General features: G+C 59.6%; 27 protein-coding genes, 1 tRNA gene and 1 other annotated feature. Of the genes, 13 read left to right on the forward strand and 15 right to left on the reverse strand.

Features of this window, described 5'->3' with window-relative positions:
- Positions 1-19: 19 nt before the first annotated feature.
- From NOM06_RS01485 to NOM06_RS01505, 5 genes are all read right to left on the reverse strand, one after another.
- Positions 20-667, reverse strand: a complete 648-nt coding sequence (locus NOM06_RS01485; RefSeq protein ID WP_255909356.1) for an autotransporter — start codon at positions 665-667, stop codon at positions 20-22.
- Between the two features lie 190 nt (positions 668-857).
- The gene (locus NOM06_RS01490) at positions 858-1,430 is read right to left on the reverse strand and encodes a DUF3157 family protein (RefSeq protein ID WP_255909358.1); all 573 of its coding nucleotides are present in this window, start codon (positions 1,428-1,430) and stop codon (positions 858-860) included.
- A gap of 106 nt (positions 1,431-1,536) precedes the next feature.
- The gene (locus NOM06_RS01495; protein ID WP_255909360.1) at positions 1,537-2,373 is read right to left on the reverse strand and encodes a hypothetical protein; all 837 of its coding nucleotides are present in this window, start codon (positions 2,371-2,373) and stop codon (positions 1,537-1,539) included.
- 79 nt (positions 2,374-2,452) lie between these two features.
- Positions 2,453-2,731: a DUF6482 family protein gene (locus tag NOM06_RS01500; protein WP_069554313.1), complete on the reverse strand. Its 279-nt coding sequence runs from the start codon at positions 2,729-2,731 to the stop codon at positions 2,453-2,455.
- A gap of 18 nt (positions 2,732-2,749) precedes the next feature.
- The gene (locus NOM06_RS01505) at positions 2,750-3,361 is read right to left on the reverse strand and encodes an HAD family phosphatase (protein ID WP_255909361.1); all 612 of its coding nucleotides are present in this window, start codon (positions 3,359-3,361) and stop codon (positions 2,750-2,752) included.
- Positions 3,362-3,531: 170 nt separating this feature from the next.
- Positions 3,532-3,653: a sequence feature (Phe leader region), on the forward strand.
- 38 nt (positions 3,654-3,691) lie between these two features.
- Between NOM06_RS01505 and pheA the strand changes: the two genes are divergently transcribed.
- A complete protein-coding gene (gene pheA / locus NOM06_RS01510) occupies positions 3,692-4,864 on the forward strand; it encodes a prephenate dehydratase (protein WP_005343631.1) in 1,173 nt (390 codons plus the stop codon).
- Positions 4,865-4,940: 76 nt separating this feature from the next.
- Here the strand turns inward: pheA and NOM06_RS01515 are convergent, their stop codons facing one another.
- Together NOM06_RS01515 and NOM06_RS01520 are read right to left on the reverse strand one after the other, a co-directional pair.
- The gene (locus tag NOM06_RS01515) at positions 4,941-5,366 is read right to left on the reverse strand and encodes an LPP20 family lipoprotein (protein ID WP_005349622.1); all 426 of its coding nucleotides are present in this window, start codon (positions 5,364-5,366) and stop codon (positions 4,941-4,943) included.
- A 10-nt stretch (positions 5,367-5,376) separates the two neighbouring features.
- A complete protein-coding gene (locus tag NOM06_RS01520) occupies positions 5,377-5,997 on the reverse strand; it encodes a FlgO family outer membrane protein (protein ID WP_005338718.1) in 621 nt (206 codons plus the stop codon).
- A gap of 206 nt (positions 5,998-6,203) precedes the next feature.
- Between NOM06_RS01520 and NOM06_RS01525 the strand changes: the two genes are divergently transcribed.
- The 6 genes from NOM06_RS01525 to NOM06_RS01550 all read left to right on the forward strand — a co-directional run bounded on the left by NOM06_RS01525 (position 6,204) and on the right by NOM06_RS01550 (position 13,511).
- Positions 6,204-7,358 (forward strand): flagellar assembly protein FlgT, encoded by a 1,155-nt coding sequence (locus NOM06_RS01525; RefSeq protein ID WP_255909362.1) that lies wholly within the window; start codon positions 6,204-6,206, stop codon positions 7,356-7,358.
- Positions 7,359-7,408: 50 nt separating this feature from the next.
- A tRNA-Arg gene (locus NOM06_RS01530) sits at positions 7,409-7,485 on the forward strand.
- Between the two features lie 187 nt (positions 7,486-7,672).
- Entirely contained in the window at positions 7,673-8,557 is an 885-nt protein-coding gene (locus tag NOM06_RS01535; protein ID WP_255909363.1) for a DMT family transporter, read from the forward strand.
- Positions 8,558-8,662: 105 nt separating this feature from the next.
- Complete coding sequence (locus NOM06_RS01540; RefSeq protein WP_255909364.1) at positions 8,663-10,600, forward strand: methyl-accepting chemotaxis protein; 1,938 nt, start codon at positions 8,663-8,665, stop codon at positions 10,598-10,600.
- Positions 10,601-11,103: 503 nt separating this feature from the next.
- Positions 11,104-12,546 (forward strand): OprD family outer membrane porin, encoded by a 1,443-nt coding sequence (locus tag NOM06_RS01545; protein WP_255909365.1) that lies wholly within the window; start codon positions 11,104-11,106, stop codon positions 12,544-12,546.
- 137 nt (positions 12,547-12,683) lie between these two features.
- Entirely contained in the window at positions 12,684-13,511 is an 828-nt protein-coding gene (locus NOM06_RS01550) for an SDR family oxidoreductase (RefSeq protein ID WP_255909366.1), read from the forward strand.
- Positions 13,512-13,551: 40 nt separating this feature from the next.
- On the opposite strand, the gene NOM06_RS01555 is transcribed toward NOM06_RS01550, so the two are convergent.
- The gene (locus tag NOM06_RS01555; protein WP_255909367.1) at positions 13,552-13,935 is read right to left on the reverse strand and encodes a DUF1904 family protein; all 384 of its coding nucleotides are present in this window, start codon (positions 13,933-13,935) and stop codon (positions 13,552-13,554) included.
- An 88-nt stretch (positions 13,936-14,023) separates the two neighbouring features.
- Between NOM06_RS01555 and NOM06_RS01560 the strand changes: the two genes are divergently transcribed.
- The 4 genes from NOM06_RS01560 (at position 14,024) to NOM06_RS01575 (ending at position 17,601) form a co-directional block, all read left to right on the forward strand.
- A complete protein-coding gene (locus tag NOM06_RS01560) occupies positions 14,024-14,911 on the forward strand; it encodes a TraB/GumN family protein (protein ID WP_255909368.1) in 888 nt (295 codons plus the stop codon).
- Between the two features lie 136 nt (positions 14,912-15,047).
- Positions 15,048-15,227 carry a DUF3149 domain-containing protein gene (locus tag NOM06_RS01565; protein WP_005338733.1) on the forward strand — a complete coding sequence of 60 codons (180 nt, stop codon included), beginning with the start codon at positions 15,048-15,050 and terminating at the stop codon, positions 15,225-15,227.
- Positions 15,228-15,402: 175 nt separating this feature from the next.
- The gene (gene smrA / locus NOM06_RS01570) at positions 15,403-15,984 is read left to right on the forward strand and encodes a DNA endonuclease SmrA (RefSeq protein ID WP_255909369.1); all 582 of its coding nucleotides are present in this window, start codon (positions 15,403-15,405) and stop codon (positions 15,982-15,984) included.
- 138 nt (positions 15,985-16,122) lie between these two features.
- Entirely contained in the window at positions 16,123-17,601 is a 1,479-nt protein-coding gene (locus NOM06_RS01575) for a carboxypeptidase M32 (RefSeq protein ID WP_255909370.1), read from the forward strand.
- Between the two features lie 135 nt (positions 17,602-17,736).
- Here NOM06_RS01575 and NOM06_RS01580 read toward each other — a convergent pair whose 3' ends face one another.
- The 6 genes from NOM06_RS01580 to NOM06_RS01605 all read right to left on the reverse strand — a co-directional run bounded on the left by NOM06_RS01580 (position 17,737) and on the right by NOM06_RS01605 (position 21,614).
- A complete protein-coding gene (locus tag NOM06_RS01580) occupies positions 17,737-18,138 on the reverse strand; it encodes a VOC family protein (RefSeq protein ID WP_160881887.1) in 402 nt (133 codons plus the stop codon).
- Between the two features lie 94 nt (positions 18,139-18,232).
- Positions 18,233-19,864: a hypothetical protein gene (locus NOM06_RS01585; protein ID WP_255909371.1), complete on the reverse strand. Its 1,632-nt coding sequence runs from the start codon at positions 19,862-19,864 to the stop codon at positions 18,233-18,235.
- Entirely contained in the window at positions 19,861-20,421 is a 561-nt protein-coding gene (locus tag NOM06_RS01590) for a PilW family protein (protein WP_255909372.1), read from the reverse strand. The genes NOM06_RS01585 and NOM06_RS01590 overlap by 4 nt, the downstream gene beginning before the upstream one ends.
- Complete coding sequence (locus tag NOM06_RS01595) at positions 20,415-20,807, reverse strand: prepilin-type N-terminal cleavage/methylation domain-containing protein (protein ID WP_255909373.1); 393 nt, start codon at positions 20,805-20,807, stop codon at positions 20,415-20,417. Before NOM06_RS01595 ends, NOM06_RS01590 begins: the two co-directional genes overlap by 7 nt.
- Positions 20,804-21,223, reverse strand: coding sequence for a GspH/FimT family pseudopilin (locus NOM06_RS01600; RefSeq protein ID WP_236381868.1), 420 nt, complete (start codon positions 21,221-21,223; stop codon positions 20,804-20,806). Before NOM06_RS01600 ends, NOM06_RS01595 begins: the two co-directional genes overlap by 4 nt.
- 1 nt (position 21,224) lies before the next feature.
- Positions 21,225-21,614 carry a type IV pilin protein gene (locus NOM06_RS01605; RefSeq protein WP_255909374.1) on the reverse strand — a complete coding sequence of 130 codons (390 nt, stop codon included), beginning with the start codon at positions 21,612-21,614 and terminating at the stop codon, positions 21,225-21,227.
- Positions 21,615-22,015: 401 nt separating this feature from the next.
- Here NOM06_RS01605 and NOM06_RS01610 point away from each other — a divergent pair, with 401 nt between their 5' ends.
- Positions 22,016-23,554: an AlkA N-terminal domain-containing protein gene (locus NOM06_RS01610; RefSeq protein WP_255909376.1), complete on the forward strand. Its 1,539-nt coding sequence runs from the start codon at positions 22,016-22,018 to the stop codon at positions 23,552-23,554.
- Positions 23,551-24,024, forward strand: a complete 474-nt coding sequence (locus NOM06_RS01615) for a methylated-DNA--[protein]-cysteine S-methyltransferase (RefSeq protein ID WP_201994675.1) — start codon at positions 23,551-23,553, stop codon at positions 24,022-24,024. Before NOM06_RS01610 ends, NOM06_RS01615 begins: the two co-directional genes overlap by 4 nt.
- 68 nt (positions 24,025-24,092) lie before the next feature.
- On the opposite strand, the gene NOM06_RS01620 is transcribed toward NOM06_RS01615, so the two are convergent.
- Positions 24,093-25,952: a U32 family peptidase gene (locus tag NOM06_RS01620; protein WP_255909377.1), complete on the reverse strand. Its 1,860-nt coding sequence runs from the start codon at positions 25,950-25,952 to the stop codon at positions 24,093-24,095.
- Between the last annotated feature and the right edge of the window lies 1 nt (position 25,953).

Consider the following 25,953-nt stretch of genomic DNA (forward strand, 5'->3'; position numbering starts at 1 on the left):
CGGACTACGGGAAGGGGAATTAGAAGCTGTACTTCACACCCAGGCTGGAGATGGAACCTTTTTGCTGATCCCAGTTGCGATAGGTGTAATCGGCAGTCAGCGCCCAGTTCTGGTTGAGCTTGTAGGCACCGCCCACCTTGAAGTCGTGCATATCGTCGGTCATGTTGGCGTAGCGATAAGCGGTGGAGAGCTCGACATTACCGATGTCATAGCGCAAACCGACTTCACCGTACATGCTGCCACTGCTCTTGCGGCTCACCAGATCCCAGCCCTTGACGTCATACGCCTGCTCGCGCTCCATGGTGTAACCCATCAGACCGGTTTCACCGTAGAGGTTCAAGCCGGTGCTAAGCGGGGTGAAAACACCGATACCCAGGCTGCCGATACCCATGCTGTCATTGCCGTGCTGGGCAGAGGTGCCCTCGGAGAGCAGACGACCGTAGAAGTTGTTGGAGAACGATTTGGAGAGATCCAGCGTCACACCGCCAAAATCGCGAGTACCCTGATTGCTGGCATCACGTGGGAACAGCGGGTTGTTGTTCAGATAGTCGGATTTGGTGTGCGCCCAGGTGGCGGAACCCTTGGCGTAGCTGAAGGCATCCTGCGCCATGACGGAAGTAGAGGCAAACCCGGCCAGAACCAGAAGAGAGACAGTTGCTTTTTTCATGATGATAACTCCATGTGATTGGGCCCGTTGCTAGCGAGCTGGTATGGAGTCATTGTGCGATCAGGTTCCCGGCTTGCCGAGCTGCAAGCTGTTGCAGAACCATGTCAGATGTAAGCAGATATTGCAGAGGGTGTCAGCGGCAACAAGTTGCCGGCCCACACGGTTTGCATGGGCCGGATCCGCGAAAAAATCAGCGGAAGACCACCTCGTCAATTTCGACCCGCACCAGCGGCTGACCAGTCAATCCGGCAGGACGGGGGATCTCGAGGGCCAGTGACGGGCGGGCTTGCCCCTTGCGCAGATAGGTCTCCGGCAGGCGGTTCTCTGCAACCCAGAAACGGGCCTCCTGACGGCTCAGCTGCACTCCGTCAGCACTGAACAGGGTCACCATGCCACGCACCCCGACTACATTGCGGGTACCGGTATTGCTCACCATAAAGGTCAGCACCAGCGGGTCAGATCCCTCGATCTTGTCCAGCTTGACCACCACACCGTCACGCGCTATCTGGGCAAGCAGCTCCGGATTGGCCTTGGCCTGATCGGTCAGCACCGGAGCAGCGACGGCCACCATGGCCCCGGCCTTCCCATCAGCAGCCACGCCCTGCACGGGCTCGGCCGGTTTGACCACCAGATACTCCCAGGTGAAGTCGTCGTTAAGCTGAACCTGCCGACCATCGGGCAGCGTCACCTGAGAAAGAGGAGCCGCCTGTGCCAGCACGGGAGTGAGACACAGGGCAATCAGCAGACGGGAGAAGGGTTTCATAGGGCGAAGCTCGGTAACGGGTGAAAGGGCGACAGTATAAACAGTCCCGTCGCCCCTTGCCTATGACAGCACTCACGTTCTGGCACCCGCATCGCTTGCCCGCAGGCTAGATGGCGAGATCGTGCCGCTCTTTCTGTGCCATATCCAGGGTCACCAGATCGAACTTGCTCCCCTTGAGGGCGGACAAAATATCCGATTGCATGTCAAAAGCCTGCGCACGCTGATGCTCGGGCAGACGCACCCGGGCCAGGGTGGTGGAGCAGTCACACAGGGTATGGAAAAAGACCTGTGCCTCGTCCAGCCCCATGTCGGCCAGCATCTGCTCGGCCTGATCCACCATTCGCAGATAACGCTGCTCAAGCTGCTGTGGATTGGTGAAGCGATTGCTGAGGCAACCGTTGCTCCCCTTGCCCCAACGACCGAGCTGACGCTTGTTGAAGCCGTAACGATAATCGCGGCGCATCAATCCGTTGTCGGCAAAAAACCAGATTGAGTTGGCAGGCAGAGACCCGAACTGGGCAAGATAATCATCACGCTCCTCCACCGCTGCCGGAACCAGCAACGGCAGATGAGTCCATTCCGGACGAGTCTGCACATACTCACCAATGCGGCGAACCGGGTCGATCAGCCCTTCCATATTTGGCAGGCGATCGCAAAAGACGATCTCGTCACTCTTGATGACCCAGTGATCGATGCCATAACGCTGGCAATAACGGCGGGCACGGGCCACTTCGCTGCGACTGCGGGTCGGATTATCGAGGGTAATTGCGTGGATTTTCACACCGGCAGCGCGGCACAGCTCGATGCTGTAGCAGGATTCCAACCGTCCCGAAAAAGAGACAACCAGCTCGTCAAAATTTGCCAGTCGCTCAATCAGCAGCTGTTCCCTGGCTTGAAAAGAGTGATCATATCCCTGATTCAGTACAACTACATTGGCACCCATTAAACAGCTCCGGATGATGAACAGGTGCAGTATTGTGCGGCAAACAAACTGAATAGACCCTTAAAGAGTCTGGTTAAAATTAAAACTTGATGATTATTTCCTGTGATTCTGCTGCTAAATCTTCATTTTGGGCGTCATAAATTCTTAATCTTGCTTGGTGAACCCGATGGGCTCGCAAGAAACCCTGCGCCTGATCCAGCGAGGTGAAGGTCAGGCGCCCTCCCTCGCTGTCGGTCAGGCAGAGGCACTCCCCTTCCGCCTCGATACAGAGCTGATAACCGCTGCCATCCTTGCAGGCGATGATCAGGGTCGCCTCGGGATAGTGACTGAGCCAATTGCGAAACCGGCCATGCTCCATAGTGCTCCTAGAGGGGCATCACCCCTTGCCGGTGGCGGGCAAACAGCCCAGCTCACCCAGTTGCTGGCGGCAACTCGCCGCGTCGGTAAAGACGATCCCCCTGATACCGAGGGCCTCGGCGGCCGCAATGTTGGCGGGACTGTCATCGATGAAGATGCACTCTGCCGGTTTCAGATCGAACGACACCAGCAGATAGCGGTAGATATCCGGCTCCGGCTTCATCATCCGCACCCGCGCCGAGACCACCTTGCCGCTGAAGAAGCGCCAGAAATCCTGATGCTGCTCCAGCCAGTCGATGCTGGCATGACCCATGTTGGAGAGGGCATACAGGGTGTGCCCCGCCCCGTGCAGCTCGGCTATCAGGGTTAGCATAGCGGGATCTGGCAGCAGGGAAGCGGGAACTGCCTGTAAAATGGCCAGATTCTGTGCCGCCGAGAGGCCAGTGCGCGCTTGCGCTTCCCGGGCCATGGTGTGGAGCGACATGGTGCCTCTGTCCACCTCCAGCCAATCCGGGTGGTTAAAGAGCTGCTCAGCCAACTGTTCAGCCCCTTGCGGGCCACGCACCGAACGCACTATGCCTACCGGATCCCAGCTCACCACCACCCGTCCCAGATCGAAAATGATCGCCATCGTCTTTACCTCCCCCACTGGGTGTCAGTCATCAAAACAGAGTCAATAGAACATCGCTCATACGTCATTTTCTTAACCGGATACCCTGCCCCCATCCCCGCCCGCGGGCAAGTTTTACTTGCATCAGACCGGCAAATCCCTTAATGGTTATGACGTTACTTCAAGGACACACCTATGCACGCACCATTCTTCTTTGCTTTCTCGTTTATCCGGCCCGCTTGAGGGAAGGCCTGTCGTCGTGTGAACAGAAAGCAAAGACGAATTGAGCCTCCCCTAGCGGAGGTTTTTTTTTGCATTAATATCAATCGATTACTTGGATAGGGAACAATCATGGCAACGCTCGACGAGATCAGACAAGACATCACCCGGTTGGATCAGGAGCTGCTTGCCCTGCTGGCGAAACGCAAGACCCTCAGCATCGAGGTGGCCCGTGCCAAGCAAGCCAACCCGCGCCCCATCCGTGACCACCAGCGGGAGCAGGAGCTGCTGGTTGCCCTGATCCAGAAAGGGCGCGTGCTGGGGCTGGATGCCCAGTACATCACTCGCATCTATCACACCATCATCGAAGACTCTGTGCTCTCCCAGCAGGCCTATCTGCAGAGCCTGCTCAACCCGGAGCAGCAGGAGCCGATGACCAGCGTCGCCTATCTGGGACCGCGCGGTTCCTACTCCAGCCTGGCCGCCCGCAAATATCTGGCGCGCTACAAGGATCAGGTGATCGAGGTGAACTGCCAGAACTTCCGCGAAGTGCTGGATGCCGTAGAGTCGGGGCGCGCCGCCTTTGGCGTGCTGCCCATCGAGAACACCAGCTCTGGCTCCATCAACGAAGTCTATGACGTGATGCAGCACACCAGCCTCTCCATCGTCGGCGAGCTCACCTACCCCATCGAGCACTGCATTCTCACCGCAGTCCCGACCGAGCTGAGTCGCATCAAGACCTTCTATGCCCACCCGCAGGTGTTTCAGCAGTGCTCCCACTATCTGAGCAAGCTGGAAGGGGCCCGTCACGAGATCTGCGACTCCTCCTCCAGCGCCATGATGAAGGTGAAAGAACTGGCAAGCCCGGAGGCCGCCGCCATCGGCAGCGCCGCCGGTGGCGAGCTCTATGGCCTGGATGTGCTGGCCGAGCAGCTCGCCAACCAGAAAGAGAACTACAGCCGCTTCATCGTGGTGGCGCGCAAGCCCATCGACGTGGCGCCGCAGATCCCGGCCAAGACCACCCTCATCATGTCCACCTCCCAGAAACCGGGTTCGCTGGTCGAGGCGCTGCTGGTGCTGCGCAGCCACGAGATCAACATGACCAAACTGGAGTCCCGTCCGGTGCAGGGCAACCCGTGGGAAGAGATGTTCTACCTCGACGTCTCCGCCAACCTGCAGACCCCGGCGATGCAGGCCGCACTGGTGGAGCTGACCAAGATCACCCGCTATATCAAGGTGCTTGGCTGCTACCCGAGTGAGGATGTGAAACCCACCGCAGTGCCGCCGGTGCTGATGGGGAGCTAACCAGCCCACAACGACAAAAGGCGAGCACCCTGCTCGCCTTTTGTTTTGATGCCTGTTTTCAGGTCAGGCAATCAACTCAGAACTGACCCGCCATCAACTGATTGATGTTGTAGAGGGCACGGGTATCGAGCTCCATCTCGGTGGCATAGGTGTTACCGCGCGGATAGGAGGCCACCACCCGGGCACCACGCACCACCCCAGCCACAGAGACATCCAGCGAGTTGGAGGTCTGGGTCAGATCGCGGTAGCTGCTCTGACCGCGCACCTGCTGACCATTGAGCTGTTCGGCCAGCTCGCGATAGGCATCCATCTTGGAAGCGCGAATGGCTTGCAGCATTTTCTCCGACTGGGAGGGGCCAGGCTGGATGTCGATCACCGCATACCCCACCGCCTTGAGCACCGGAAAATCATCGGGCTTGCCACCCTGGGTGTAATCCACCACCCGGTTGTAGCTGCAACCGGTGAGCAAGAGTGCCAACAGGCAACCAAACAGAATCTTCATGACTCGCTCCTCACGGGGTCAGGTTGACCAGATGACCGCCCGGCCGGGCCTGACTGTCACGCATCAGATAACCGCGATTGATCGATGCCCGACCAAACGAGTTGTTGGCACCGAACAGATATTTTTGCGGGATCAGGCTCTGGGCTGTGGTCTCCACCATCTTGGTGCGCATATCAATAACGCGGGCGTTGACCAGGATCCCCTTGCTGTTGCGGCTGAAGGTGCCGACCAGAATGCGGGAGATCGGCAAACGGGAGGAGAGCTCCTTGTAGTTTCGGCTCAGCACGAAGTCCCCCTGCGGCGTCACCTTGATGCTACCGGTCAGCTTGAAGTCCACCACCACCTCGCCGCGGCGGTTGAGCTCGTAGATAAAGCTCTCCTCAATCTGCTGCCCCATCCAGTTGGTATCCTGCAGAGTATCGAGATCGACGAAAGAGGCCACCGCGATGGGTTCAGTCAGAGTGGTCAGCGATTTGCGCTCCATCAGCTGATCGGTCATGCGCGCCACCAGCCAGTTGAGTTCCATCCCCTGCGCCGCCTGACGGGGGTCCCCCTGATCCCGATTGATAGGGTCGGAGCCGCACCCTGTCAATGCCAAGGCAAGCGCCAACGCCGTGATGAGTTTGTTCATGGATACCTTTCCTGTATCTGCACCTGACTTATTATCGGACGCGCCGGACAAAGCTTGAGCCGGGAATGAGGCATGATTCTTGCTTTTTAATGGACATCGTCAGCGCCAACGTGCGCTGCCACTTGGAACGTGTTGTGATCCATGTCGGCCAGCAGGCGCCATTTCCTCAAAATGGCTCGGCTGCCCGCCAACTCAAGGTATCTGCTATGAAATTACCGCTGCTGTTGACCCTGCTGCTGGCCAGCCTGAGCGCCCGCGCCGAGCTTATCGAAGCGCAGGGCAGCGCCGCCATTCTGGGGGGCGATGAGGTCTATGCCCGCGAGCAGGCGACCCGCGACGCCCTGCGTCAGGCGCTGCTGGCCAGCGGCGCGGCCGTTTCCAGCGTCCAGCGTCTGGAAAATGGCAGCCTGCGATCCGAGCAGATCCAGATCCGCTCCGGCGGCGACATTCGCCAGTACCGGCTCAAGCGGGAAGAGGTGCGCAACGGCCGCATGTATATCACCTTAGTGGCCGACATTCAGGCCGAGCGCCAGATCTGCCAGACCCAGCACTTCGCCAAGGATTTGACACTGGTCAGGCTGCGGATGCGCTATCCGGACCAAGCGAGCTACGGCGCCATGGACGACATGCCGGAAAACCTCTCACGCCGGCTGTTCGAAACCCTCGCCAACGCGCCGCAAGGGGTCGCGGTGCGCCAGTGGCTGGATGAAAACCTGCGCATCGATCCGCTGCATCTGCAACAGGGGGATCGCAGTGCCCTCGAAGAGATCAAGGCGCTCAGCCTGCGTACCGACAGCCAGTATCTGGTGCTCGGCAGCATCGACGATCTCTCCATCGAGCCGCAGGGCAACCAGCTGACCAGCTGGTATGAGGATCCCGTACGCAACTTTCGCATGCAGCTCTACCTGTTCGATGGCATCAACGGCAGTCTGGTCAACCGCAAGGTCTACGAAGGGCGCGCCACCTGGACCTTTGGCAAGCGGGAGCAAGTGGGCAGCAGCAGCGGCCAGTTCTGGCAGTCAAGTTATGGCCAGGAGGTCAACTACCAGTTGCAACAGGCGGCTCAGGATCTGGTAGCCCAGCTCACCTGTGCCCCGGTCACTGCAAGAGTGGTCGGTCAGAACGAGCGAGGTCCCTACATCAATCTGGGGCGGCGCAATGGTGTCAAACTCGGCGACCAGTTCCGCATCCAGCACAACGCTGACTTCATCGACCCATACGGCAAGTCCCGCATGATGCGCAACCCGGCCGACGGCCTGTTTGAGGTAATACAGGTATTCGACGATGGCGCCATCATCAGCAGCCAGAACAAATATTCGCCGTTTAACATCCAGAATGGGGATTTGGCAGTATTGGAATAAGAATCAAGGGTTTAAAAGGGAGTTGCTTCTTGTATAATGCCCGCCACACAGCTCCCGTAGCTCAGCAGGATAGAGCGGTCCCCTCCTAAGGGACAGGCCACTGGTTCGACTCCAGTCGGGAGCGCCATATAAAACAAGGGGTTGGCATCATCATGATGCCAACCCCTTGGTCTTTTTTGGCGACAATGAATCCGACCATCCAACCGTAATGACCCTCTCCTTTCTGCGTTCAGAGCATGCGCTCTCTGATAGACTGCTTCTCTTTGGCTTGTCTTTGAGGCCAAGCCCTGTTTCATCTTGCAAAGGAGTGTTGGATGTCCGGATGTTCCTGGTGGGATAGATCCACCGGTTTTGCACTGCTGACCATTGTGCTGTGGGCCTCGCTGGCGGCGCTGACGTCACGGGTCACCAGCGTGTCACCGCTGGTGCTGGTCGGGCTGGTGCTGTTTTTCTGCGGGGTTGGGGCCTTGCCGTTTTGGCGCCAATGGCGCGCTCGTCCTATTACCTGGCTGGTGACGGTTACGGCATTGCTGCTCTACCATCTGCTGCTCTTTATGAGCTTTCGCCACGCCCCGGTGCTGGAGGCCAACCTCATCAACTACCTCTGGCCGCTCTGCATCATTCTGTTCACCCCGCTGTTGTTGCCCGGCCATCCCCTCCATGCCCGTCACCTGCTGGCTGGCGCCTTCGGTCTGGCGGGCTCCATGCTGGTGATGGTCAACGGCGAGCTGCAACTACAGCAGACCTATCTGCCGGGATACCTGTTGGCGCTCGGTGCAGCTGTCGTCTGGGGGGCCTATTCGGTGCTGTCACGCCGTCTGCCGCCAGCCCCTGCCGTGGTCACTGCGGCAGCCTGCCTGCCCGCTGGTTTGCTGGCGCTGCTGCTCGCCCGTCTGCTGGAGGGGCCCCTGCCACTCGCGCAGATCCCCACCAGTGACTGGTGGCTGATCATCGGGCTGGCGCTGGGCCCGATGGGGGCGGCCTTTGTGACCTGGTATCTGGCACTGCGAGACGGCGATCCACGCCGGATCGGTGCCCTTGCCTACCTGACACCGCTGCTGAGCACCTTGCTGCTGGTGTTGCTCAATGGAGAAGCACTGACCTCGCGCCATCTGCTGGCCGGTGCACTTATCATGGGAGGCGCCCTGCTCGGTATGCTTGGCCAACACAACAGAGCACTGGCATCACCAGCCAGTTAAGTCGGTATAATAGGGCCACCTGACCATGCTGTCATAAAAACGCCATCATCCCTGTTTAGGCTCGGGCCACGCTCCCCCATGGTCTGTGCTGACAGGAATTACCCCGTGAAAATCGCCCATTACGCCACCCTATCCTCCCTTGTTTTGCTACTGGTTGCGGGAGGACAGGCGCTGGCCCTCTACCACGGCTGGCAGCAGCTTGCCCATACCAATCAGGCCCAGCATCAGCACGAGACGCTGCAGCAACTGGTGACGGTGACCCTGCAAAACAGCCTGCGTGACTACCTCAACAGCGGCGATCCACAGCAACTGACCGCTGCGGAGAAGATCCGCCAGCAAGCGCTCTCCTCGCTGGCCGCTCAGGATGATGCCGTGGCGGCCCCGCTCAGGCAGCAACTCGAACAGATGGCGCAGCGCATCGCGCACGACTACCAGGCAGCAGGCAAGCTCTCGGGCAACAGCCAGTTGCTGCTACAAAATGCCGAGAGTGAGCTGGGCAGCCAGGCCATGGCGCTGATCCGCTATGGGGAGCAAGGCTTCAGCACGGAACAATCTGCCGCAGCACAGCAATATCGCCGCGGCGCAGCCGAGATCCTGGCGGGCCTGCCGCGCCTCGCCCATTTGCGCCAAAGCTATATGGAACAGGGCAATGAGAAGCTGCTCGCAGGGATCCGCTTCGAGCTGGAAGCGCTGCAGAAACAGGCGCAAGCGCTGCAAGCCTTGCCGCTGCTCGGCCTGTATGAAGAGGCGCCCGCCGATGAGTTCACCCTAGGGGAGCCGGTACGCAAGGAGCTGGGAGATCAACCGCGCAGCGAATTACGCTCGCTGCTGGGCCGCTATCCGCAGGAGCTGGCCAACAGCCGCACGGCGCTACAACAGCAACAGGCTGGCCGCCAGACCGTGCAGCAAGACATCATGGCCATGTTGCAAGCGACCAGACAGATGGGGGAACAACTTGCCCGCGAACGGCAAGCAGTCAATCAGGAGCTGGCCACCATCCTCGGTACGCTGGCGCTCTGCCTGGTGGTTGTCGCCCTGCTGTTTGCGCTGGTGCAACGACGCTGGCTGCTCGCCCCCTTGTTGCGACTGCGCGGAGCCTTTCTGCAGCTCGATCAGACGGGGCAGGCCGAGCCGTTGCCTACCGGGCGCGATCGCAACGAGCTGGCCGATATTGTTGCCAGCTACAACCGGCTGATCGGTCGCCTGCAACTGGACCAACAACAAAAAGAGGGGCAGCTGTCAGCGGTATCCCTCAGTCTGCAAGGGATGGTCAGTCAGGTTGACGAGATCCACCACAGCACCCGCACCACCGAACAGGTGGTCGACGAGAGCGGCCAGATGATGGATGAGCTGAACCAGCTGGCCGGAGAGGTCCATCAGGTCGCCGCCGACATCGCCCAGCATGCCCACCATAACGAACAGGCGATGAGCCAGAGCGAAGATCTGGTGGGGAGCATGCTGCACGCCACTCATCAGACAGGACTGGCGATTGACGAAAGCGATGAGGCGCTGCAAGCCCTCACCCGCTCGGTTGCCGATGTGACAGCCATTGTCGATGTGATCGGTCATATCGCTCAGCAGACCAACTTGCTGGCCCTCAACGCCGCCATCGAAGCGGCCCGCGCAGGGGAACAGGGACGCGGTTTTGCCGTAGTTGCCGATGAGGTGCGCCACCTCTCGGCCAATACCCAGCAATCCCTCAACCAGATCACCGATATTCTGGGACGTCTGACCCAATCCGGTGAACAGCTTGGCACTGTACTGAACCGGATCACCAGCGAATCAAGCCGCCAGCGGGCGCAGGCGGAACAACTGCGCCAGACCACCCAGGCAGTGCGGGAGATCGCCCGCAACACCGCAGTGATCGCCCTGCAGGGCGCCGACAACGCCAAAAGTCAGGAACACAAGCTGGCCAGTTTTGCCGATCTGATCACCCGTATCCATCAGCATGCCCGTCAGGTGAGTCAGCTCTCGGTGCAGGTCTCCTCCCATATCCACCATCAGGCGCAGCAGATCCCCCGCATCCTCGGCCAGCAAGGCTGAACCCTATTCGCCCCGCATCCCCACCAGATCACTTTCCCTACGACCAGAGGGAAAGTTTTTTTGTGGCACAAAATTATCTGTTATCGGCAGGTTAACTGACACCTCTTCCGCCGTACCGGATGAAAACCCGCACTGGCGCTGGCCGCAGCCTCAAGAAAACGCTCTCATCACCGTGATACCTGCCATGAGGCGGTTTACGACCTTGCCCATGATTATTTGCACTCGGTCATACTTTTGAAACGTTGAGGGAACTTTTCATTGATATTTCGCACCGCGAACGTACTCTTGAGGTTGTCCGATAGCCAAGAATCGGAACATAAAAAAACAACATGTGATGATCAGGACTGCCAACTACAGATGTGCCAAGACATCCGGGTTTGCAGGTAGCCAAGACAAGATCTTTTGCCCTTCGGGGTTTTGATTGCAATGCCAATACCGAGCGGTAGGCCCGATGCCAACTGCCGGAAAAAAAAGCTAAGTCCATAAAATCAGGAGCAATAAAAATGGAAAAAGTGATCTTCAAGCGCGCCGCTTTGAGTGCCGCTGTGGTAGCCGCTCTGGTCGCCCCCGGTATGGCGTTGGCAGCTCAGGATATGATGAGCCCGGAATACGGCCAGTCCTATGAAACCTTCGTTAAAGACTCCAAACTGACCGGCGGTCTGTTCTACTTCCAGCGTGATCGCGACCGCAAAGATACTGGCGGCACAGGTGAGTACGCATCCAATCTGAGTCACGCAACGACTCAAGCGGCACTGAACTTTAACTCCGGTTACGCTTGGAATGTCGTTGGATTGGACTTGGGTGGCTATGGAGCCTATGACCTCACCGATGATCGCTCTCCTGCCAACCAAGAGAATGAATTTTCTTTCGCCGGTAGAAACTGGGATAACAACTTTAAAGATGGAAATGCCGGCAACGGTTTTAGCGTCACTAACGCAGCTCTGAAGTTCAAATTTGGTGACAGTGTTACAGCCAAAGGCGGCTATACCCAGCTCTATGTTCCAGGCGTTATCGGTGTTAACTGGTCTTATCAGCCGGGTACCTATCGTGGTGGTCAAGTCGAAGGCAACTTTGGCGGTCTCTACCTGACCTACGCCATCGCAGATGAATACAAAGCACCATGGTTCAAAGAAACCCAAATTTTCTCACGAGCTAAATCCAAGCCGTGGGTTTCTGGCTACAGCCCGCAAGAAGAGCAATACAAGATCGATTACATCCATGGTATCGCTGCGCGCTATACCTTCGAAAATGGCACTGCTGTAACCGGTTCTTTCGGTCAATCCAAAGACTATATGGATAGCTACCACTTCAAACTGGCTCATAAGTTTGATGTGATTGGCGGTCTCTCCACCAGCTACCAATTCTACGGTTCCGAAACATCTGACTTTGATGCAAGTACCGTTGCTGGCGGCGATTCAGGCAAGACCTACGATGGGCTGGCATGGCAACAAGCGCTGACCGCAGCTTGGAACTACGCCCAATACGGCTTCCGTCTGGAAGGTCTGTGGACCAAGGCTGAGGGTGATGAAGGCAACTACCTGCCCCGTCTGACCCGTGGCTACGCCAACTCTCAGGGCGCCAACGAAATTTGGTGGGACTCCCGCTCTGACTGGAACGCCAACAACGAAAAAGCGCTGTTCTTCGGCGTGACACGTTCTCTGGATGACTTGGTTGGTGCCCCTGGCTGGTCTGTCGGTGTATCCGGTGCTTATGGCTGGGATATTGAGGATGGCTATGGCAAGAAGCATGCTTCCGGTGAAGATACTGAATGGGCAGCCAACTTCGATGTCAGCTATACCGTGCAGGATGGTAAGCTGAAAGGCACCCTGTTCAAGCTGCACTACACCGACTACAACAACGATCTGCCTAGCTGGGCATACCCGAACGTATTTGCGTCAGAGAAAGACGTCAAGTTCCACATCATCATGCCGTTTACCATCATGTAATCAGGCAATACGATGTCAGCAAACCGGGCCACTTGGCCCGGTTTTCTTTTTACCGGTTGGCAGGCTAACATGCGAGCCGGATAAGGGTTTTATCCACTCACCCGCACGCTTTTGTCAGCAGTCACAAGGACGCCATCATGCCCCGTTTTGTTCTGATCACCGGTTGTTCCAGCGGTATTGGCCTCGCCGCCGCGCAAGCGCTCGGGCAGCACGGTTTTACCGTGATCGCCTCGGCGCGCAAGGCGGAAGATGTTACCCGTTTGCAGCAACAGGGATTGCTGGCAGTACAGCTGGATCTGGCGGACCCTGCTTCTATCGAGCTGGGTGCCAGTGCGGCGCTCCATCTGGCAGGCGGGCGCCTCTATGGCCTGTTCAACAATGGCGCTTATGGCCAACCCGGGGCGCTGGAAGATCTGCCCACCGAAGCGCTCAGGGAACAGTTCAATACCAACCTGTTTGGCTGGCACCATCTGATCCGTCAGGTGCTGCCGCCTATGCTGGAGGCCAAAGAGGGGCGGATAGTGCAGAACAGCTCGGTACTGGGACTGGTTGCCATGAAGTATCGCGGCGCCTATAACGCCAGCAAGTTTGCGCTGGAAGGTTATAGCGACACTCTGCGCCTCGAACTGGCGGGTAGCGGGGTACATATCAGCCTGATTGAACCGGGCCCCATCGATACCCGTTTTCGTGCCAATGCTCGCAACGCCTTCCTGCGCCACATCGATCCGGCTCAGAGCCGTCATCAGTCGGCCTACCGCCAGACCCTGACGCGGCTGGAAAAAGAGGGGGCCACCAGCGGCTTTACCCTCCCGAGCGAAGCCTGCATCCCTCCGCTGCTCCATGCGCTGACCCACGCCCATCCCAAGGCACGCTATCCGGTGACCACTCCGACCCGGCTGTTTGCCTTCTTGCGACGGGTATTGCCCACTCGCTGGCTCGACAAACTGCTGGCCAAATCGACCTGATCCCGTGATGGGCGACAAGCATCCTGCCGCCCGGATTGCGTTAGCTGTATAGCGGCGTAATCCAATCCGCCAACCTTGTTTGCCCCTCTCTTCGATAGTGCTCGCCATTGCTGTAGTAGGCGCTCTTGACCAAAGGTATCACCTGCACCACCACATAGGTCTGCTCCCCCAGCACCCGTTTCAAATGGCGCGTGATAAGGCGCGCGGCGGCGTCCTGCATCTCCTGCGGCCGCTCGAACCAGTGCAGCTCGACAAACGGAAAACCCACCTCTGACTCACCGTTGCGTATCCAGCAGCTATCAATCCGCTCCATGGTGACAAACTCCGGCTTACCGCCGGTCAGCTCGCAGAGCTCGGCCAGCAGCGGGCCGCTCACCTGTTGCAGGGTATCGAGCGTCACGGCGCGAAAACGAAGATGGGGCATGGCAAACCTCTTGGTTATCTGAAATGAGGACTTATCATAGGAGTTATTGTCAGCAAGAGAAGTCACCCGGCTCATATTAAGGATCCCCATGAGATTTCATCGCACCCTCTTTGCCTTCCTGCTCTGCCTGCTGCTACCGCTGCACGCCTTTGCCGATCCCGCCTTCTATCGGGTGAGCAAGGGCAACCAGCAACACTGGCTTCTGGGCTCCATCCATGCGGGCAAACCAGCACTCTATCCTCTGCCCGAGCCGGTGGAGCGTGCCTGGCTGCAGAGTCACGCACTGGTGATGGAGGTGGACATGAACAGCATCACGCCGGATCAGTGGCAACAGACCAGCTCCCTCACCCGACTGGTGGATGGCAAACCGCTCAAGGATCATCTGCCTGCCGAGCTCTATCAACGCACCCTGATGGCGGGGGCCCGCTATGGCATCGACGAGGCGACCCTCGCCACCCTGCGCCCCTGGTTTGCCGCCATTACCCTGACCCAGGCCGCCATGGCCCGCTCCGACTTCAAGAGTGAACTCGGGATAGACCAGCACTTTGCCGTCCGGGCCGCCAAAGAGGGCAAACCGGTGGTGGGCTTTGAGACCCTGCTGGAGCAGCTAGGTTATCTGGCCAGCGTGGGTGATAACCAGACCCTGATGCTCGCCAGCACCCTGGATGAGCTACCGATGCTGGAGAGTGGTTTCGCCGCCGTGATGAAGGCATGGCAGCAGGGGGATGAGGCGACGCTGATCAATCTGCTCAAGGAGGAGATGGCCCCGCCCGCGCTACAAAGCTGGATGGAGCAGACCCTGCTGGCCGAGCGCAACCACAACTGGCTGAAGAAATGGTCCACCCTGCCCAACGAGAGCTTTATCGTGGTAGGCGCCCTGCACCTTTACGGCGAACAGGGGTTGCTGGCGTTGCTGGAGCAGCAAGGGTGGCGCATTACCCCGCTCACCACACCGGGCCCTGTGCAGGCTCTCTAGCAAGGAGTCCAGTGAGAACGATCACAGATCGCGCTGGTTATTAAACAACCTGCAAGGGAGTTGATCGGGATCATCCCGGACGGGGCAAAGAGGTATTTATCATGCCTGTCATCAACCGGGTGACAGGAGCAATAAAATGGACTTTTGGCTGGACCTGATGTTTGGCAACAGCGTGGGATTGATGTCGATGCTGGTGATTATCGGCACCTTCTTGCTCATCAGCTCTTACGCGGCCTATTTCATCTACAAGGTGATGCACTCGCAACCGCCTCATTCACAGCAACCCCATTCTCAACAACCCAAAGAGGGCAAATAATCCTCTGACCACAGGCGGCAGTTCACACTGACCGCCTGTGCTGTTTTATGGTTCGCGACTGTGATTCCCGGGCCAGGCAGCACTGGTATCCATGCTGGGCCTCCCCCTTTCCCCGTTTTCTGTGCCGGTTGCGGCCGTTATAATGGCCCCCACTTTTTCTTATGGGGAGCCTGCCGTGTCTCATAACGACGAACTCTCGCTATTCATGAATGAAGTGGCCGACGTGCGGCCCATTCGCAGCGACAACATCCATCCCCATGCGGCCAAATCCGCCCCGACCGAGGCGCAGCTCGCTCGCCGTCAGGCTGCCACCGCCGAGCAACTCGCCCTCGACCACCTCACCATGGAGGCCATCGAGATGCGGGATCCGCACGAAATCATCGGCTTCAAGCGTGATGGGGTGCAGGAGGGGGTCTACAAGAAGCTGCGGCTCGGCAAATACGAGCTGCAGGCCAGCCTGGATTTGCACCAGAAAACCCTCAACGAAGCGCGCCAGACGCTGGTGCAGTTCATTACGGATTGTGAAGTCCGGGATATCCGCTGTCTGCTGATCCTGCACGGCAAGGGGGAGCGCAGCACCCCGCGCGCCCTGCTGAAAAGCTATGTCAGCGCCTGGTTGCCGCAACTGCCCGCCGTCATGGCGATCCACAGCGCCGAACGTCGCCACGGCGGCAGCGGCGCGCTCTATGTGCTGCTGCGCAAAAGCGAACGCAAAAAAGCGGAAAACCGCGAACGGCACCAGAAGCGGCTCGGCTAATCCGCCTCTCGCCACTACGCCTTTGGCCCGCCTGCATGAAGGTGGTCAACTATACAGCGGCGGTGTTAGCATCGAACGGCCCCGAGCATGCCAGGTACGGGGCGGCATACCATCAGGGACGATAACAAGGACAATCCCATGTCATATCAAAAGCTTGAACAACATCAGCAACAGATCCACCGCTTTAGCCACCTCGCCGCCATCTGCGGCTGGGATCAGGCGGCCATGATGCCGGAAGGGGGCAACGATGCTCGCGCCGAAGCGATGGCCGAACTCGGTCTGCTGATCCACCAGAAGCGCACCGCTCCCGAGCTGGGCGACTGGATTGCCAGGGCCGAGAGCGAACCGCTCGATGAAGTACAACGCGCCAACCTCGGCGAGATAAAGCGCCAGTGGCAAGATGCAAGCCTGCTGCCCGGTGAGCTGGTCGAAGCGCTGTCGCTCGCTGGCAGCAAGTGCGAGCACGCCTGGCGCAGCCAGCGCAAGAACAACGACTGGGCCGGCTTTGCCCCCAATCTCGAGGAGGTGGTGAAACTCTCCCGTGAAGTGGCGCAGCTGCGGGCCGATGCGCTTGGCGTGCGCCCCTACGACGCCATGCTGGCGCTCTATGAGCCGGACATGACCAGCGCACGGCTCGATCAGATCTTCGGCGATCTCGCCAGCTGGCTGCCGGCTCTTATCCAGACCGTGAGTGAACAACAAAAGGGCGATGCCCTGCTGCTGCCGCAAGGCCCCTTCCCCATCCCCAACCAGCAGGCGCTCGGTCAGGAGGTAATGGGGCTGCTCGGCTTTGATTTCGCACACGGCCGCCTCGATGTGAGCAGTCACCCCTTCTGTGGCGGCGTGCCGACCGATGTGCGGATCACCACCCGCTACAACGAGCAGGAGTTTGTCTCCAGCCTGATGGGCATAGTGCACGAGACCGGCCACGCCCGTTACGAACAGGGGCTGCCGCGCCATCTGCTGGGCCAGCCGGTGGCCGAGGCCCGCTCCATGGCGATCCACGAGAGCCAGAGCCTGTTTTGCGAGATGCAGCTGGGGCATCATCCGGCCTTCCTCGCGCTGCTGGCACCACGCATTCGTCACCACTTCGGCGAACAGGCGGCGTTTGCGCCGGACAATCTGGCCAAGCTCTATAGCCGGGTCGAGCCGGGCTTTATCCGGGTTGATGCGGACGAGGTGACCTATCCGGCCCACGTTATCCTGCGCTACGAGCTGGAGCGCGATCTGGTGGAAGGGAAGATCGAGGTGGCCCACATCCCCGAGCTGTGGGATGCCAAAATGCAGCAGTGGCTGGGGCTCTCCACCAAGGGCAACTACCGCAATGGCTGCATGCAGGATATTCACTGGACCGACGGCTCGTTCGGCTATTTCCCGAGCTATACCCTGGGTGCCATGTATGCCGCCCAGCTGCGTTTTGCCCTCGAAAAAGAGCTGGGCAGCATGGGGGAGGTGATCGCGGCGGGTCGCTTGCCGGAGATCTTCGGCTGGCTCGGACGCCACATCTGGTCACAGGGGAGCCTGCACAGCACCGACGAGCTGGTGCGCCGCGCCACCGGTGAAGCGCTCAATCCGCACTGGCTGCGCCAGCATCTGGAACAGCGTTATCTGAAGTAATGAGCGCAGTATGCTAACAGCAGAACGGGGCCCTTTTTAGTTAACCACTACAGGGCCCCGTTTTTATGGCGGTTCATTTTTATGGCGGTGCATGGCACAGCACGCCGTCACGGCAATGCTGTAAAAAGAGAGGGTTCAGAGGGGGTCCGGGGAACCCAGCAACTCGCGCAGTTGCAGGATATTGCCCTCAGGGTCGAAGGCATTGCGCACCACAAAGCCGGGCCCCGTCCACTGCTGTGGCAGCAGGCCGCCGCCGAGATCCGCCGCCTTCGCTTCTGCCCAGGCGAGGCTGGAGACGGTGAAGAACAGCTTGATGGCCCCCTCTTCCCTCAGTTCTGGCGGGCGGTTGATAACGACCTGCTCAGCATAGGGCTCTGGAATGGCGTGGATCAGCAGCTGGATATCGCTGTTTTCCAGCACCACCAGCTGCTCATCCTGACTGCAGACCACCATCTGCAGCAGGGTACGGTAAAAGTGGGTCAGCAGGCCCGGATCCTTGGCATAGATCAGGGCACCGGCACGAGCGGGGCCTGGCATGGAGCACTCCTCAACAGTGAACGGCTGGGTGGACAGATCTCCACCTTCTCACAGTTGCGCGCCCCGTTCGATCCTTTTTAGCCGCTCGCCAGCCTCACTGCACAAAGTGCCACTGCCGCAGCGCCAGTGTCGGCGGCGGCCCCTGATCTTCGCCCATATCCGCCATGCCCAGCGCCTCGTCATAGTGCACCCCGCCCGCACCGCTCTCGGTCAAGTGTTTTGCCCGCACCGCCCCGTACAGACCGCCACTTCCGCTGATCTTCATCTCGGTGAGCGGGGCATAGAGGGCGGCATAGAGCGGGGTATTACCCGACAGCTTGACCCCATCCTTGCCACTATACGCGGAATAGATGGAGATAGCAGGCGTACCGCCAGTGGTCAGCCCCTGCTTGGCTGCCGTCACCTCTGCACCGGCCCCGAGATCGACCTTGCCGCTGACGATCAGGGTCAGGCTGCTCCCCTCGCTCACCGTCAACTTGTTGCTGCCTGTCATGGTGAAATCCTTGTCGATCAGCAGCACCACATCCCCCTTGATGGTTAGTGTGGCATCGGCCCCCATATTGAGACTGTCGAGCTGATAAATGGTCTGATCCTTGCCAAACAGCTCCCCCTTGCCGGGGAGCGGCAGCCCGGGCTTGTGCTGGTTGCTGCTGGTTACCGAGCCAGTGGCGGGATCCGTGGTCAGCACCATCTGCTGGGTGGCGCCCAGCGTCAGCGGCCCATTGATGGGCAGTGTGGCAGGGGGAAACGATTTGGGCAGCGCGGCCACATTGAGCGGGTCACACACCTGTCCGGCAACAGGCGGTAGCTTGGGATGAGTGCGGTATTGGGGATCCAGATACTTCTGATGCTTGGCATCAAGGAATGCCCCGTTCCCACCATAGTTCAACTTGTCGCCAGCAATGCTTGTGCCATGACCCATAGAGACATCACCATTGATCGCAACAGCTCCGGCAATATGCCCCCCTTGCAAGGCAAAATTTCCACTCCCGTTCACGCTGCCCTCAACCCTGACGACCCCATCAGAGGGAGAAATGGTGATATCGCCGCCAGCAAGTACATTACCCGCAACAGGTGAAGAGCCGTTCAAGGTCACCGAGCCGGTCGCCCGCACATCACCCCAGATGGGGGAGTGCCCGGCGAGCACTACATTGGCCTTATCGCTGACGGTCGCCACCTTGGCGTTTTGCCCCTGATTAAGAGTCCCGGAAACAGACTCCTTGTACGCCCCCTTGCGCGAATCGTAGCTGTCAATAAAACCGCTACCGGAAAGACTTAGCCCTTCGCATGCCACCACCGAATCCTGAAAGATTAGATTGCCGGGCTCGCGCTTGAGGGCAAACAGCGCGTTGAGGCTGGCATTTCCCTCCAGATAGCGGCCATGGCTCTGCAACGCCAACTTGCTGCCGGCGGAGGCATCCAGCTGATCGATGCTGAAGCGGCTGCCCGCCATTGCCCCTTCGCCCTTGCTTGGCACCTTCTGCACCAGTTGAGCCCACTCTATCCGTGGTTCAGCGCCAAGGGCCTGATGCAGGGCGCGATAACTCTCGTTCATCCCCTGCTCGGCACTGAGCTGCGCATTGATCTTCTTGTGAAAATTGCCGCTCAGGCGGGTCTGCAACTGGTTCTCCTGAATGCTGGTAAACACCAGCAGACTCGACAGCAGGCTCACCACCAGCACCACCAGCAGTACGGCTCCTCGCTGCCCCTGCAATCCCTTGTTCATCCCGATCCCCCTGCTGTGGCGTTGGCACCGGATGTGGCCAACGCTGCCGCCCAGACCGCCTTGCGGCGGGCCACCTGCACCTCTACTCCCGGTGCCAGATAGCTCGGCAGCCCTTCGGGCAAGATGCGGATATTGACCAACGCACCCTGCTGGCCGAATTCAAGATCCTGAAGATGGGCCAGCAACAGGCGCGGGCCATCTCCGTCATCGCAACTGAGTACCGGCGGCGTGAAGCGGTACTGCTCGGTAAAATCGGCGGTTTTCTGGTTGCCAAGGCAGGAGAGCACCTGATTGCCCCCCTCTACCTTGAAGGCCAGCGTCAGGCGATCAGGGGTCACGGCTATCAGCTGATCCGCCTGCTTGATGCTGTTGGTAAAGGTGAGAGTGGCAAAGCGCAGCACTTCGTTCGCCTGCTCCAGCGCCTTGCTCTGTTCGACCGTACTCTTGATCGGGGCGTAACCGGCAAAAATCGCCAGCATCAGCATCAGACCGAGCACCATGGAGATCATCAGCTCGACGAGACTGACGCCTCGTTGCCGTGAGGGGACGCTCAGCATAAAGGCGGAAATCCTGCGTTCAGCTCCACTCGCTTGGCGCCGGAGACCCGCTCATCCTGCCACTCGATAGCGACCACAAAGTTGTCGCTATAACGGTTCGGCAGCACCAGCCGGTGGCCATCCTGCAGGGTGAAGCGGGCAAGAAAATCGGCCTGGGTGAACCGCTCGGGCTTGCGCTGCACTTCACACAGCGAGCTCCAGATCTGCTCCACGCTGTTGCTCGCCTCGATCGTGGCCAGCGTGCTCTGCAAGCTGTAATCCGCCTGCTGCAACGAGACCACCTGCCCCTTGGCGAGACCGAGAAACACCATCACCGCCAACACCATGGAGACCATGATCTCCACCAGATTGAAGCCTTGCTGGCGGGCAAGTGCGGCGTATCTCATGAGCAGCTCCCTTGCAGCAGCTGGCCGCTCGGGGCCACGCAGAGCACCCGCTGCTCACCGAGGCGATTGGCCAGAATGATCTCGGCGTGGCTGCTGCTGCCGGTTGGCGCGATCTGGATGGGGTCAAACGGCTTGATCACCACGCCGCCACCGGGAGCTGATGCCTGACGCAACCGCTGGCTGTCGGCCATCACCTCCCAGCCACCGTTATCGGTGCCCTGCAGGACCACCGGCAGGGTCAGCTTGACCGCTTCGCTGCGGGCAAAGCGGTAGGCTGACGCGAGTTCGGTCGCACTGCGATCGAGCCGTTCGGCCGCGAGGCGCTGACTCATGGAGGGCAACCCGACCAATAGCAAGATGGCGGCGATGCCGACCGTGATCATCAACTCAATCAGAGTAAATCCGCGCACATTCATCTTATGATCCCCAGCAGTCATGGCGATTGGCCGCGCGATAACCGGTCTGATCGAGGGTCAGAGTGCCGCACCCATCCTGTTGTCGCGTCGTTGGAATGGCTTTGAGCAGGTAGTCGCCAGCATCTTGCTGGCTGTAGCTGAACTGGTAGAAATCCGTGTTGGAAGGGGTTGCGAACGTATCGGGATAACGGCCCTGTTGGGTATAGATACGTTCGAGGACGAGCGCCTGCTCCAGTAATTGCTGCTGCGCTTCGTAACGGCGTCCATGTTGCAGATAACCCTGATACGCTGGCAACGCGATGGCCGCGAGAATGCTGACAACCGTCATGGCGATCAACAACTCGATCAGACTAAAGCCCCGGCAATGGGGCCATGCCTTACAGTCGTTCACTTATCATCCTTGGCAAGTGTTGTTGTTATTGGTCGGCCCTGGGCCGCAAATGCAATGACTTAATAATCATAAAAAATTAACTGACTCGATTGAACAACACTAAATCGCCACACTCAATGTAAAAAAGATAATTATGTGATCTGTTATTAATTTTTAAGCAGTTTTCACCGCCACTAATCTCGCTAAGCAAATAAAGCTAGGCCAATCGACATCCGTTATGCCCCCTTCTGTCGAGCCGAGACATATGAATAACAGCGTGACGAAGAGTGAAACCCGGCCGTGCAATGAAAGAGCAAAATAACCTTTGGCCAATTTTTGCTATCCCTGTCCGTTTCTGGCTAGTCATGGCCCCCGAGCCCCCTTACTCTCTTGCCATCTATTCCAGCAAAGCCGCCAACACCATGAATGCAAAGCCCAGCCCAGAGTCGTCACCGGATGAGGTGATCAACACCCTCAGCCGCGAACAGTGTCACGCCGCACGGCTCGCCCGCGATGCTCGCTTCGATGGCCGCTTCTTTACCGGCGTGCTCTCGACCGGCATCTACTGCCGCCCGGTCTGCCCGGCACGGCCACCGCACGAGCACAATGTGCGCTACTTCCAAAGCGCCGCTGCCGCCGAGCAATATGGGCTGCGACCCTGCCTGCGCTGCCGGCCGGAGCTGGCCCCCGCCGCCCGTGGCGATCTGCCGGTTGAGCTGGCACGCCTGCTGGCACGCATCGATCGTGGTGAGCTGGCTGATGGCACGCTCGCCGAACTGGCTGCAGAGGCCGAAATAAGCGAACGCACGCTGCGCCGCCAGTTCGAGCAGCACCTCGGCGCCTCACCAAAACAGGTGGAACAGACGCGCCGCCTGCTGCTCGCGAAACGGCTGCTGACCGAAACCGGGCTGCCCATCACCGACATCGCGTTTGCCGCCGGTTTTGCCAGCATCCGCCGCTTCAATGACGCCTGGCTCAACGCCTACGGACTGGCCCCGCGCACCCTGCGCCAACAAGAGGATCATGCGCCAGAGCACATGAGCACGCAGCCCCGCGGCGCAACCCTGACGCTGCAACTGCCCTATCGCCCCCCGTATGACGTGGCGGCCATGCTGGCGTTTTATCGGCTACGGGCGATCCCCGGACTGGAGCGGGTAGATGGCGAGGGGTATGAGCGACGCTACCGGGTCGGCGATCAGGTCGCGCTGGTGCGCATCGCGCAGGGCAAGGTGCACAGCCTGCAACTCACAGTCCATGATCTGCCGCTCGCAGCGCTGCCCGATCTGCTCTATCGGGTGCGCAGGATGTGGGACCTCGATGCCGACATGCAGCGGATCGGCGATCAGCTCGGTCAGGATCCGCTGCTCGCCCGTTTGCAGGCGCGCTGGCCCGGCGTACGACTGCCGGGAGGCTGGGACGAATACGAGGTGATGCTGCGCGCCATCGTCGGCCAGCAGGTCTCGGTCAAGGGAGCCATCACCATACTCGGGCGGCTGGTAGCTCGTACCGAGGCGCAATTCGGGGTGGCGCAACTACCGACCCCCGGCCAGTTGTGCGAACTCGATCTCGACGGCATCGGCATGCCCGGCAGCCGCATTCGTACCCTGCGTGGAGTGGCGAAGGCGCTGGCCAGCGGCGAGCTGACCCTCACTACAGCCAGTGATGAGCAGTTGCTGGCACTACCGGGCATAGGCCCCTGGACGGTCGCTTACTGGCGGCTGCGCTGCGGGATGGATACCGATGCCTTCCCCGCTTCCGATCTGGTGCTGCAAAAGGCGCTCGGGGGCGGAGCCAAGCTGCCGGTGAAGGAGGTGTTGGCGCAAAGCGCAGCGTGGCAACCGTGGCGCAGCTATGCGGCCAGCTGGCTGTGGTACGCAATGAGTGAAGCGCCCGATTTGCTGCTCCATGCCACCAGCAACGAACAACAGCCAGATACCCAGCAACAGGAGATAACCCCATGATCCGCTACGATATCCTGCCGACCCGCTGTGGCGATCTGCTGGTCGCCATCAATGAATCTGGTCTGGTACACGTGGACTTTGTGGCGGGCCTGCGGGCACTGCCTGACATGAGCGGCTGGCAGCAAGATCACGAGGCGCTGGCCCCCTTCCTCGCCGAATTTGACGCCTATTTTGCCGGTCGCTTGCAGCGCTTCTCCCTGCCCCTTGCCGCCCGTGGCACCGCCTTTCAGCAGGCGGTATGGCAAGCGCTGTGCGACATCCCCTACGGCGAGACCCGCAGCTACAGCGATATTGCCCGCGCCATCGGCAAACCCGATGCGGTGCGGGCAGTGGGCGCGGCAAACGGCCGCAATCCACTCTCGATCATCGTTCCCTGCCATCGGGTGATCGGCCAAAACGGCAGCCTGACCGGCTATGCGGGGGGATTGGAGATTAAAAAAGCGCTGCTGGCGCTGGAGAGGGGCAATTAAAGGAGTCTGAGTAGAGCACCTGCGATAAAAAATTGCCCCTTTTCCAGATGGAGAAAGGGGCTCATTGATCAGCGTTTCAGGCTGCCCATCACATGCATTTCGCAGCGGTTGCAGTCAAAGCGCAGACGGAAGGTGTCTTTACCCATCTTGAGCTCCAGCGGCTCGGCCTTGAGACCGGGCACCTCGTTCGGGCAGAGGTTCTGGCTATAGCGGATGCAATGCTTGGTGATCATCAGCACCACTTCCCGCTCCTCCTTGTTCGCCTCATAGGCGGGAGCAATCCGCTCCACCCCGTGTTCGCGGAAGAACTGCTCGGCGGCGCTGTTCAGCACGTTGCCAAGGTAGGAGAGGCGGTGCTGGGGATAGCTGATATCCCGCAGGGCGATGCGTCGCTCGGGGCGCTGGTAGCTGGCCACCCGTGCCGCCTCCAGCGCGGCGATGCCGTCCCGGCGCAAACCGTTGAGCTGTGATGCGGCGATAAAGAGCGGCCTCGTTACTGCCAACTCAATCTTGCGCGCCACAAACAGGGTATTGCCGAGTTTGCCAAGTTGATCCCGCGCCTGCTGCAACGCCCGCTCCGGGTTGTCGGCAGGCTGTTTGTCGCAAGGCAGGGTCACCGTGGCACTGATGCCCTGCTCGTCGGTGAGCGTGAGGCTCACGCCCTCATCGCACTCTGCCAGCACCATATCGACCCGGATGCGACGATCCGCGCTCGCCTTCTCCAGCATCTTGCTGAACGCCTGATCGTGGTTGCGGTAGATTTCGGTCCCCACCTTCAACCCCGGCATGCGTTCAGACAGGAGTAACTGCTTACCTTCGACCTTGTTGAGGCGCATCCCCACCAGCTCGTTGTTCGGCTTGAAGAAGCCGAGTCCGTCGCCGTTGTTGAGGGTGACCTGTTTGCCATCGATCTCGATACCGTCACGGGTCACCTTGGTGACACGCCCGAGCGGTTCACCCACATATTTCGGGCTCTTGGTGGAGTCGATCCCCTGCTGGCGGCCATGGAGGAAATAGTCGGTGCTGCCGCGGTTGAAGCTCTTCTTGGGGTCAGGCGTGAAGCTGTAGCTGCAACGACCCGCCGAAGCGGCCACCAGATCGCTGCGACTATCCAGAATGGCGTCGAGCTTCTGGCGATACCAGGCGGTAACGTTCTTGACGTAATCGAGCCCCTTGAGACGCCCCTCGATCTTGAAGGAGCGGATCCCCGCCTCGATCAAGGCCTCCAGGTTATCGGTCTGATCCATATCCTTGAGTGACAGCAGGTGGCTGTCGGCCACCAGCACTTCACCGTCCGGCTTTTGCAGTGAGCAGGGCAGACGGCAGAGCTGGGCACACTCACCTCGGTTGGCGCTGCGGCCGGTGCGGGCATGGCTGATATTGCACTGACCGCTGTAGGAAACGCAGAGCGCGCCGTGGATAAAGAACTCCAGCTGCACATTGGTCGACGCACTGATCTCGCGGATCTGCGCAAGAGACAGTTCGCGCGCCAGTACCACCTGAGAGAAGCCCACATCCTGCAGAAATTTCACCTTCTCTGGCGTGCGGTTGTCGGTCTGGGTACTGGCATGGAGCGCGATGGGTGGCAGATCGAGGGCCAACAGCCCCATATCCTGCACGATGAGCGCATCTGCTCCCGCTTCATATATTTGGTGAGTCAGCCGCCGGGCCTGCTCCAGCTCGTGATCGTGCAGCAGGGTGTTGAAGGCGACAAAGACCTGGGAGCCGAAACGGTGGGCGTGGCGCGCCAGCGCCTCGATATCCTCGATGGAGTTGCCCGCCGCACTACGGGCGCCAAATGCTGGCCCCCCCATGTAGACGGCATCGGCGCCATGGTTGATGGCTTCGATGCCGTAGGCGAGGTTCTTGGCCGGAGCCAGCAGCTCCAACCGGTTGTTGTGGCTTAACGGGTGCTTGTTCTGGTGCATG

The organism is Aeromonas sp. JL9 (assembly GCF_024436075.1).
Lineage (GTDB): Bacteria > Pseudomonadota > Gammaproteobacteria > Enterobacterales > Aeromonadaceae > Aeromonas > Aeromonas veronii.

What these genes read in the sequence shown, in the direction of transcription:
- NOM06_RS01485 (WP_255909356.1), bottom strand. Translation starts at nt 667, where the DNA reads ATGAAAAAAGCAACTGTCTCTCTTCTGGTTCTGGCCGGGTTTGCCTCT.
- NOM06_RS01490 (WP_255909358.1), bottom strand. Translation starts at nt 1,430, where the DNA reads ATGAAACCCTTCTCCCGTCTGCTGATTGCCCTGTGTCTCACTCCCGTG.
- NOM06_RS01495 (WP_255909360.1), bottom strand. Translation starts at nt 2,373, where the DNA reads ATGGGTGCCAATGTAGTTGTACTGAATCAGGGATATGATCACTCTTTT.
- NOM06_RS01500 (WP_069554313.1), bottom strand. Translation starts at nt 2,731, where the DNA reads ATGGAGCATGGCCGGTTTCGCAATTGGCTCAGTCACTATCCCGAGGCG.
- NOM06_RS01505 (WP_255909361.1), bottom strand. Translation starts at nt 3,361, where the DNA reads ATGGCGATCATTTTCGATCTGGGACGGGTGGTGGTGAGCTGGGATCCG.
- pheA (WP_005343631.1), top strand. Translation starts at nt 3,692, where the DNA reads ATGGCAACGCTCGACGAGATCAGACAAGACATCACCCGGTTGGATCAG.
- NOM06_RS01515 (WP_005349622.1), bottom strand. Translation starts at nt 5,366, where the DNA reads ATGAAGATTCTGTTTGGTTGCCTGTTGGCACTCTTGCTCACCGGTTGC.
- NOM06_RS01520 (WP_005338718.1), bottom strand. Translation starts at nt 5,997, where the DNA reads ATGAACAAACTCATCACGGCGTTGGCGCTTGCCTTGGCATTGACAGGG.
- NOM06_RS01525 (WP_255909362.1), top strand. Translation starts at nt 6,204, where the DNA reads ATGAAATTACCGCTGCTGTTGACCCTGCTGCTGGCCAGCCTGAGCGCC.
- NOM06_RS01535 (WP_255909363.1), top strand. Translation starts at nt 7,673, where the DNA reads ATGTCCGGATGTTCCTGGTGGGATAGATCCACCGGTTTTGCACTGCTG.
- NOM06_RS01545 (WP_255909365.1), top strand. Translation starts at nt 11,104, where the DNA reads ATGGAAAAAGTGATCTTCAAGCGCGCCGCTTTGAGTGCCGCTGTGGTA.
- NOM06_RS01550 (WP_255909366.1), top strand. Translation starts at nt 12,684, where the DNA reads ATGCCCCGTTTTGTTCTGATCACCGGTTGTTCCAGCGGTATTGGCCTC.
- NOM06_RS01555 (WP_255909367.1), bottom strand. Translation starts at nt 13,935, where the DNA reads ATGCCCCATCTTCGTTTTCGCGCCGTGACGCTCGATACCCTGCAACAG.
- NOM06_RS01560 (WP_255909368.1), top strand. Translation starts at nt 14,024, where the DNA reads ATGAGATTTCATCGCACCCTCTTTGCCTTCCTGCTCTGCCTGCTGCTA.
- NOM06_RS01565 (WP_005338733.1), top strand. Translation starts at nt 15,048, where the DNA reads ATGGACTTTTGGCTGGACCTGATGTTTGGCAACAGCGTGGGATTGATG.
- NOM06_RS01575 (WP_255909370.1), top strand. Translation starts at nt 16,123, where the DNA reads ATGTCATATCAAAAGCTTGAACAACATCAGCAACAGATCCACCGCTTT.
- NOM06_RS01580 (WP_160881887.1), bottom strand. Translation starts at nt 18,138, where the DNA reads ATGCCAGGCCCCGCTCGTGCCGGTGCCCTGATCTATGCCAAGGATCCG.
- NOM06_RS01585 (WP_255909371.1), bottom strand. Translation starts at nt 19,864, where the DNA reads ATGAACAAGGGATTGCAGGGGCAGCGAGGAGCCGTACTGCTGGTGGTG.
- NOM06_RS01590 (WP_255909372.1), bottom strand. Translation starts at nt 20,421, where the DNA reads ATGCTGAGCGTCCCCTCACGGCAACGAGGCGTCAGTCTCGTCGAGCTG.
- NOM06_RS01595 (WP_255909373.1), bottom strand. Translation starts at nt 20,807, where the DNA reads ATGAGATACGCCGCACTTGCCCGCCAGCAAGGCTTCAATCTGGTGGAG.
- NOM06_RS01600 (WP_236381868.1), bottom strand. Translation starts at nt 21,223, where the DNA reads ATGAATGTGCGCGGATTTACTCTGATTGAGTTGATGATCACGGTCGGC.
- NOM06_RS01610 (WP_255909376.1), top strand. Translation starts at nt 22,016, where the DNA reads ATGAATGCAAAGCCCAGCCCAGAGTCGTCACCGGATGAGGTGATCAAC.
- NOM06_RS01615 (WP_201994675.1), top strand. Translation starts at nt 23,551, where the DNA reads ATGATCCGCTACGATATCCTGCCGACCCGCTGTGGCGATCTGCTGGTC.
- NOM06_RS01620 (WP_255909377.1), bottom strand. Translation starts at nt 25,952, where the DNA reads ATGCACCAGAACAAGCACCCGTTAAGCCACAACAACCGGTTGGAGCTG.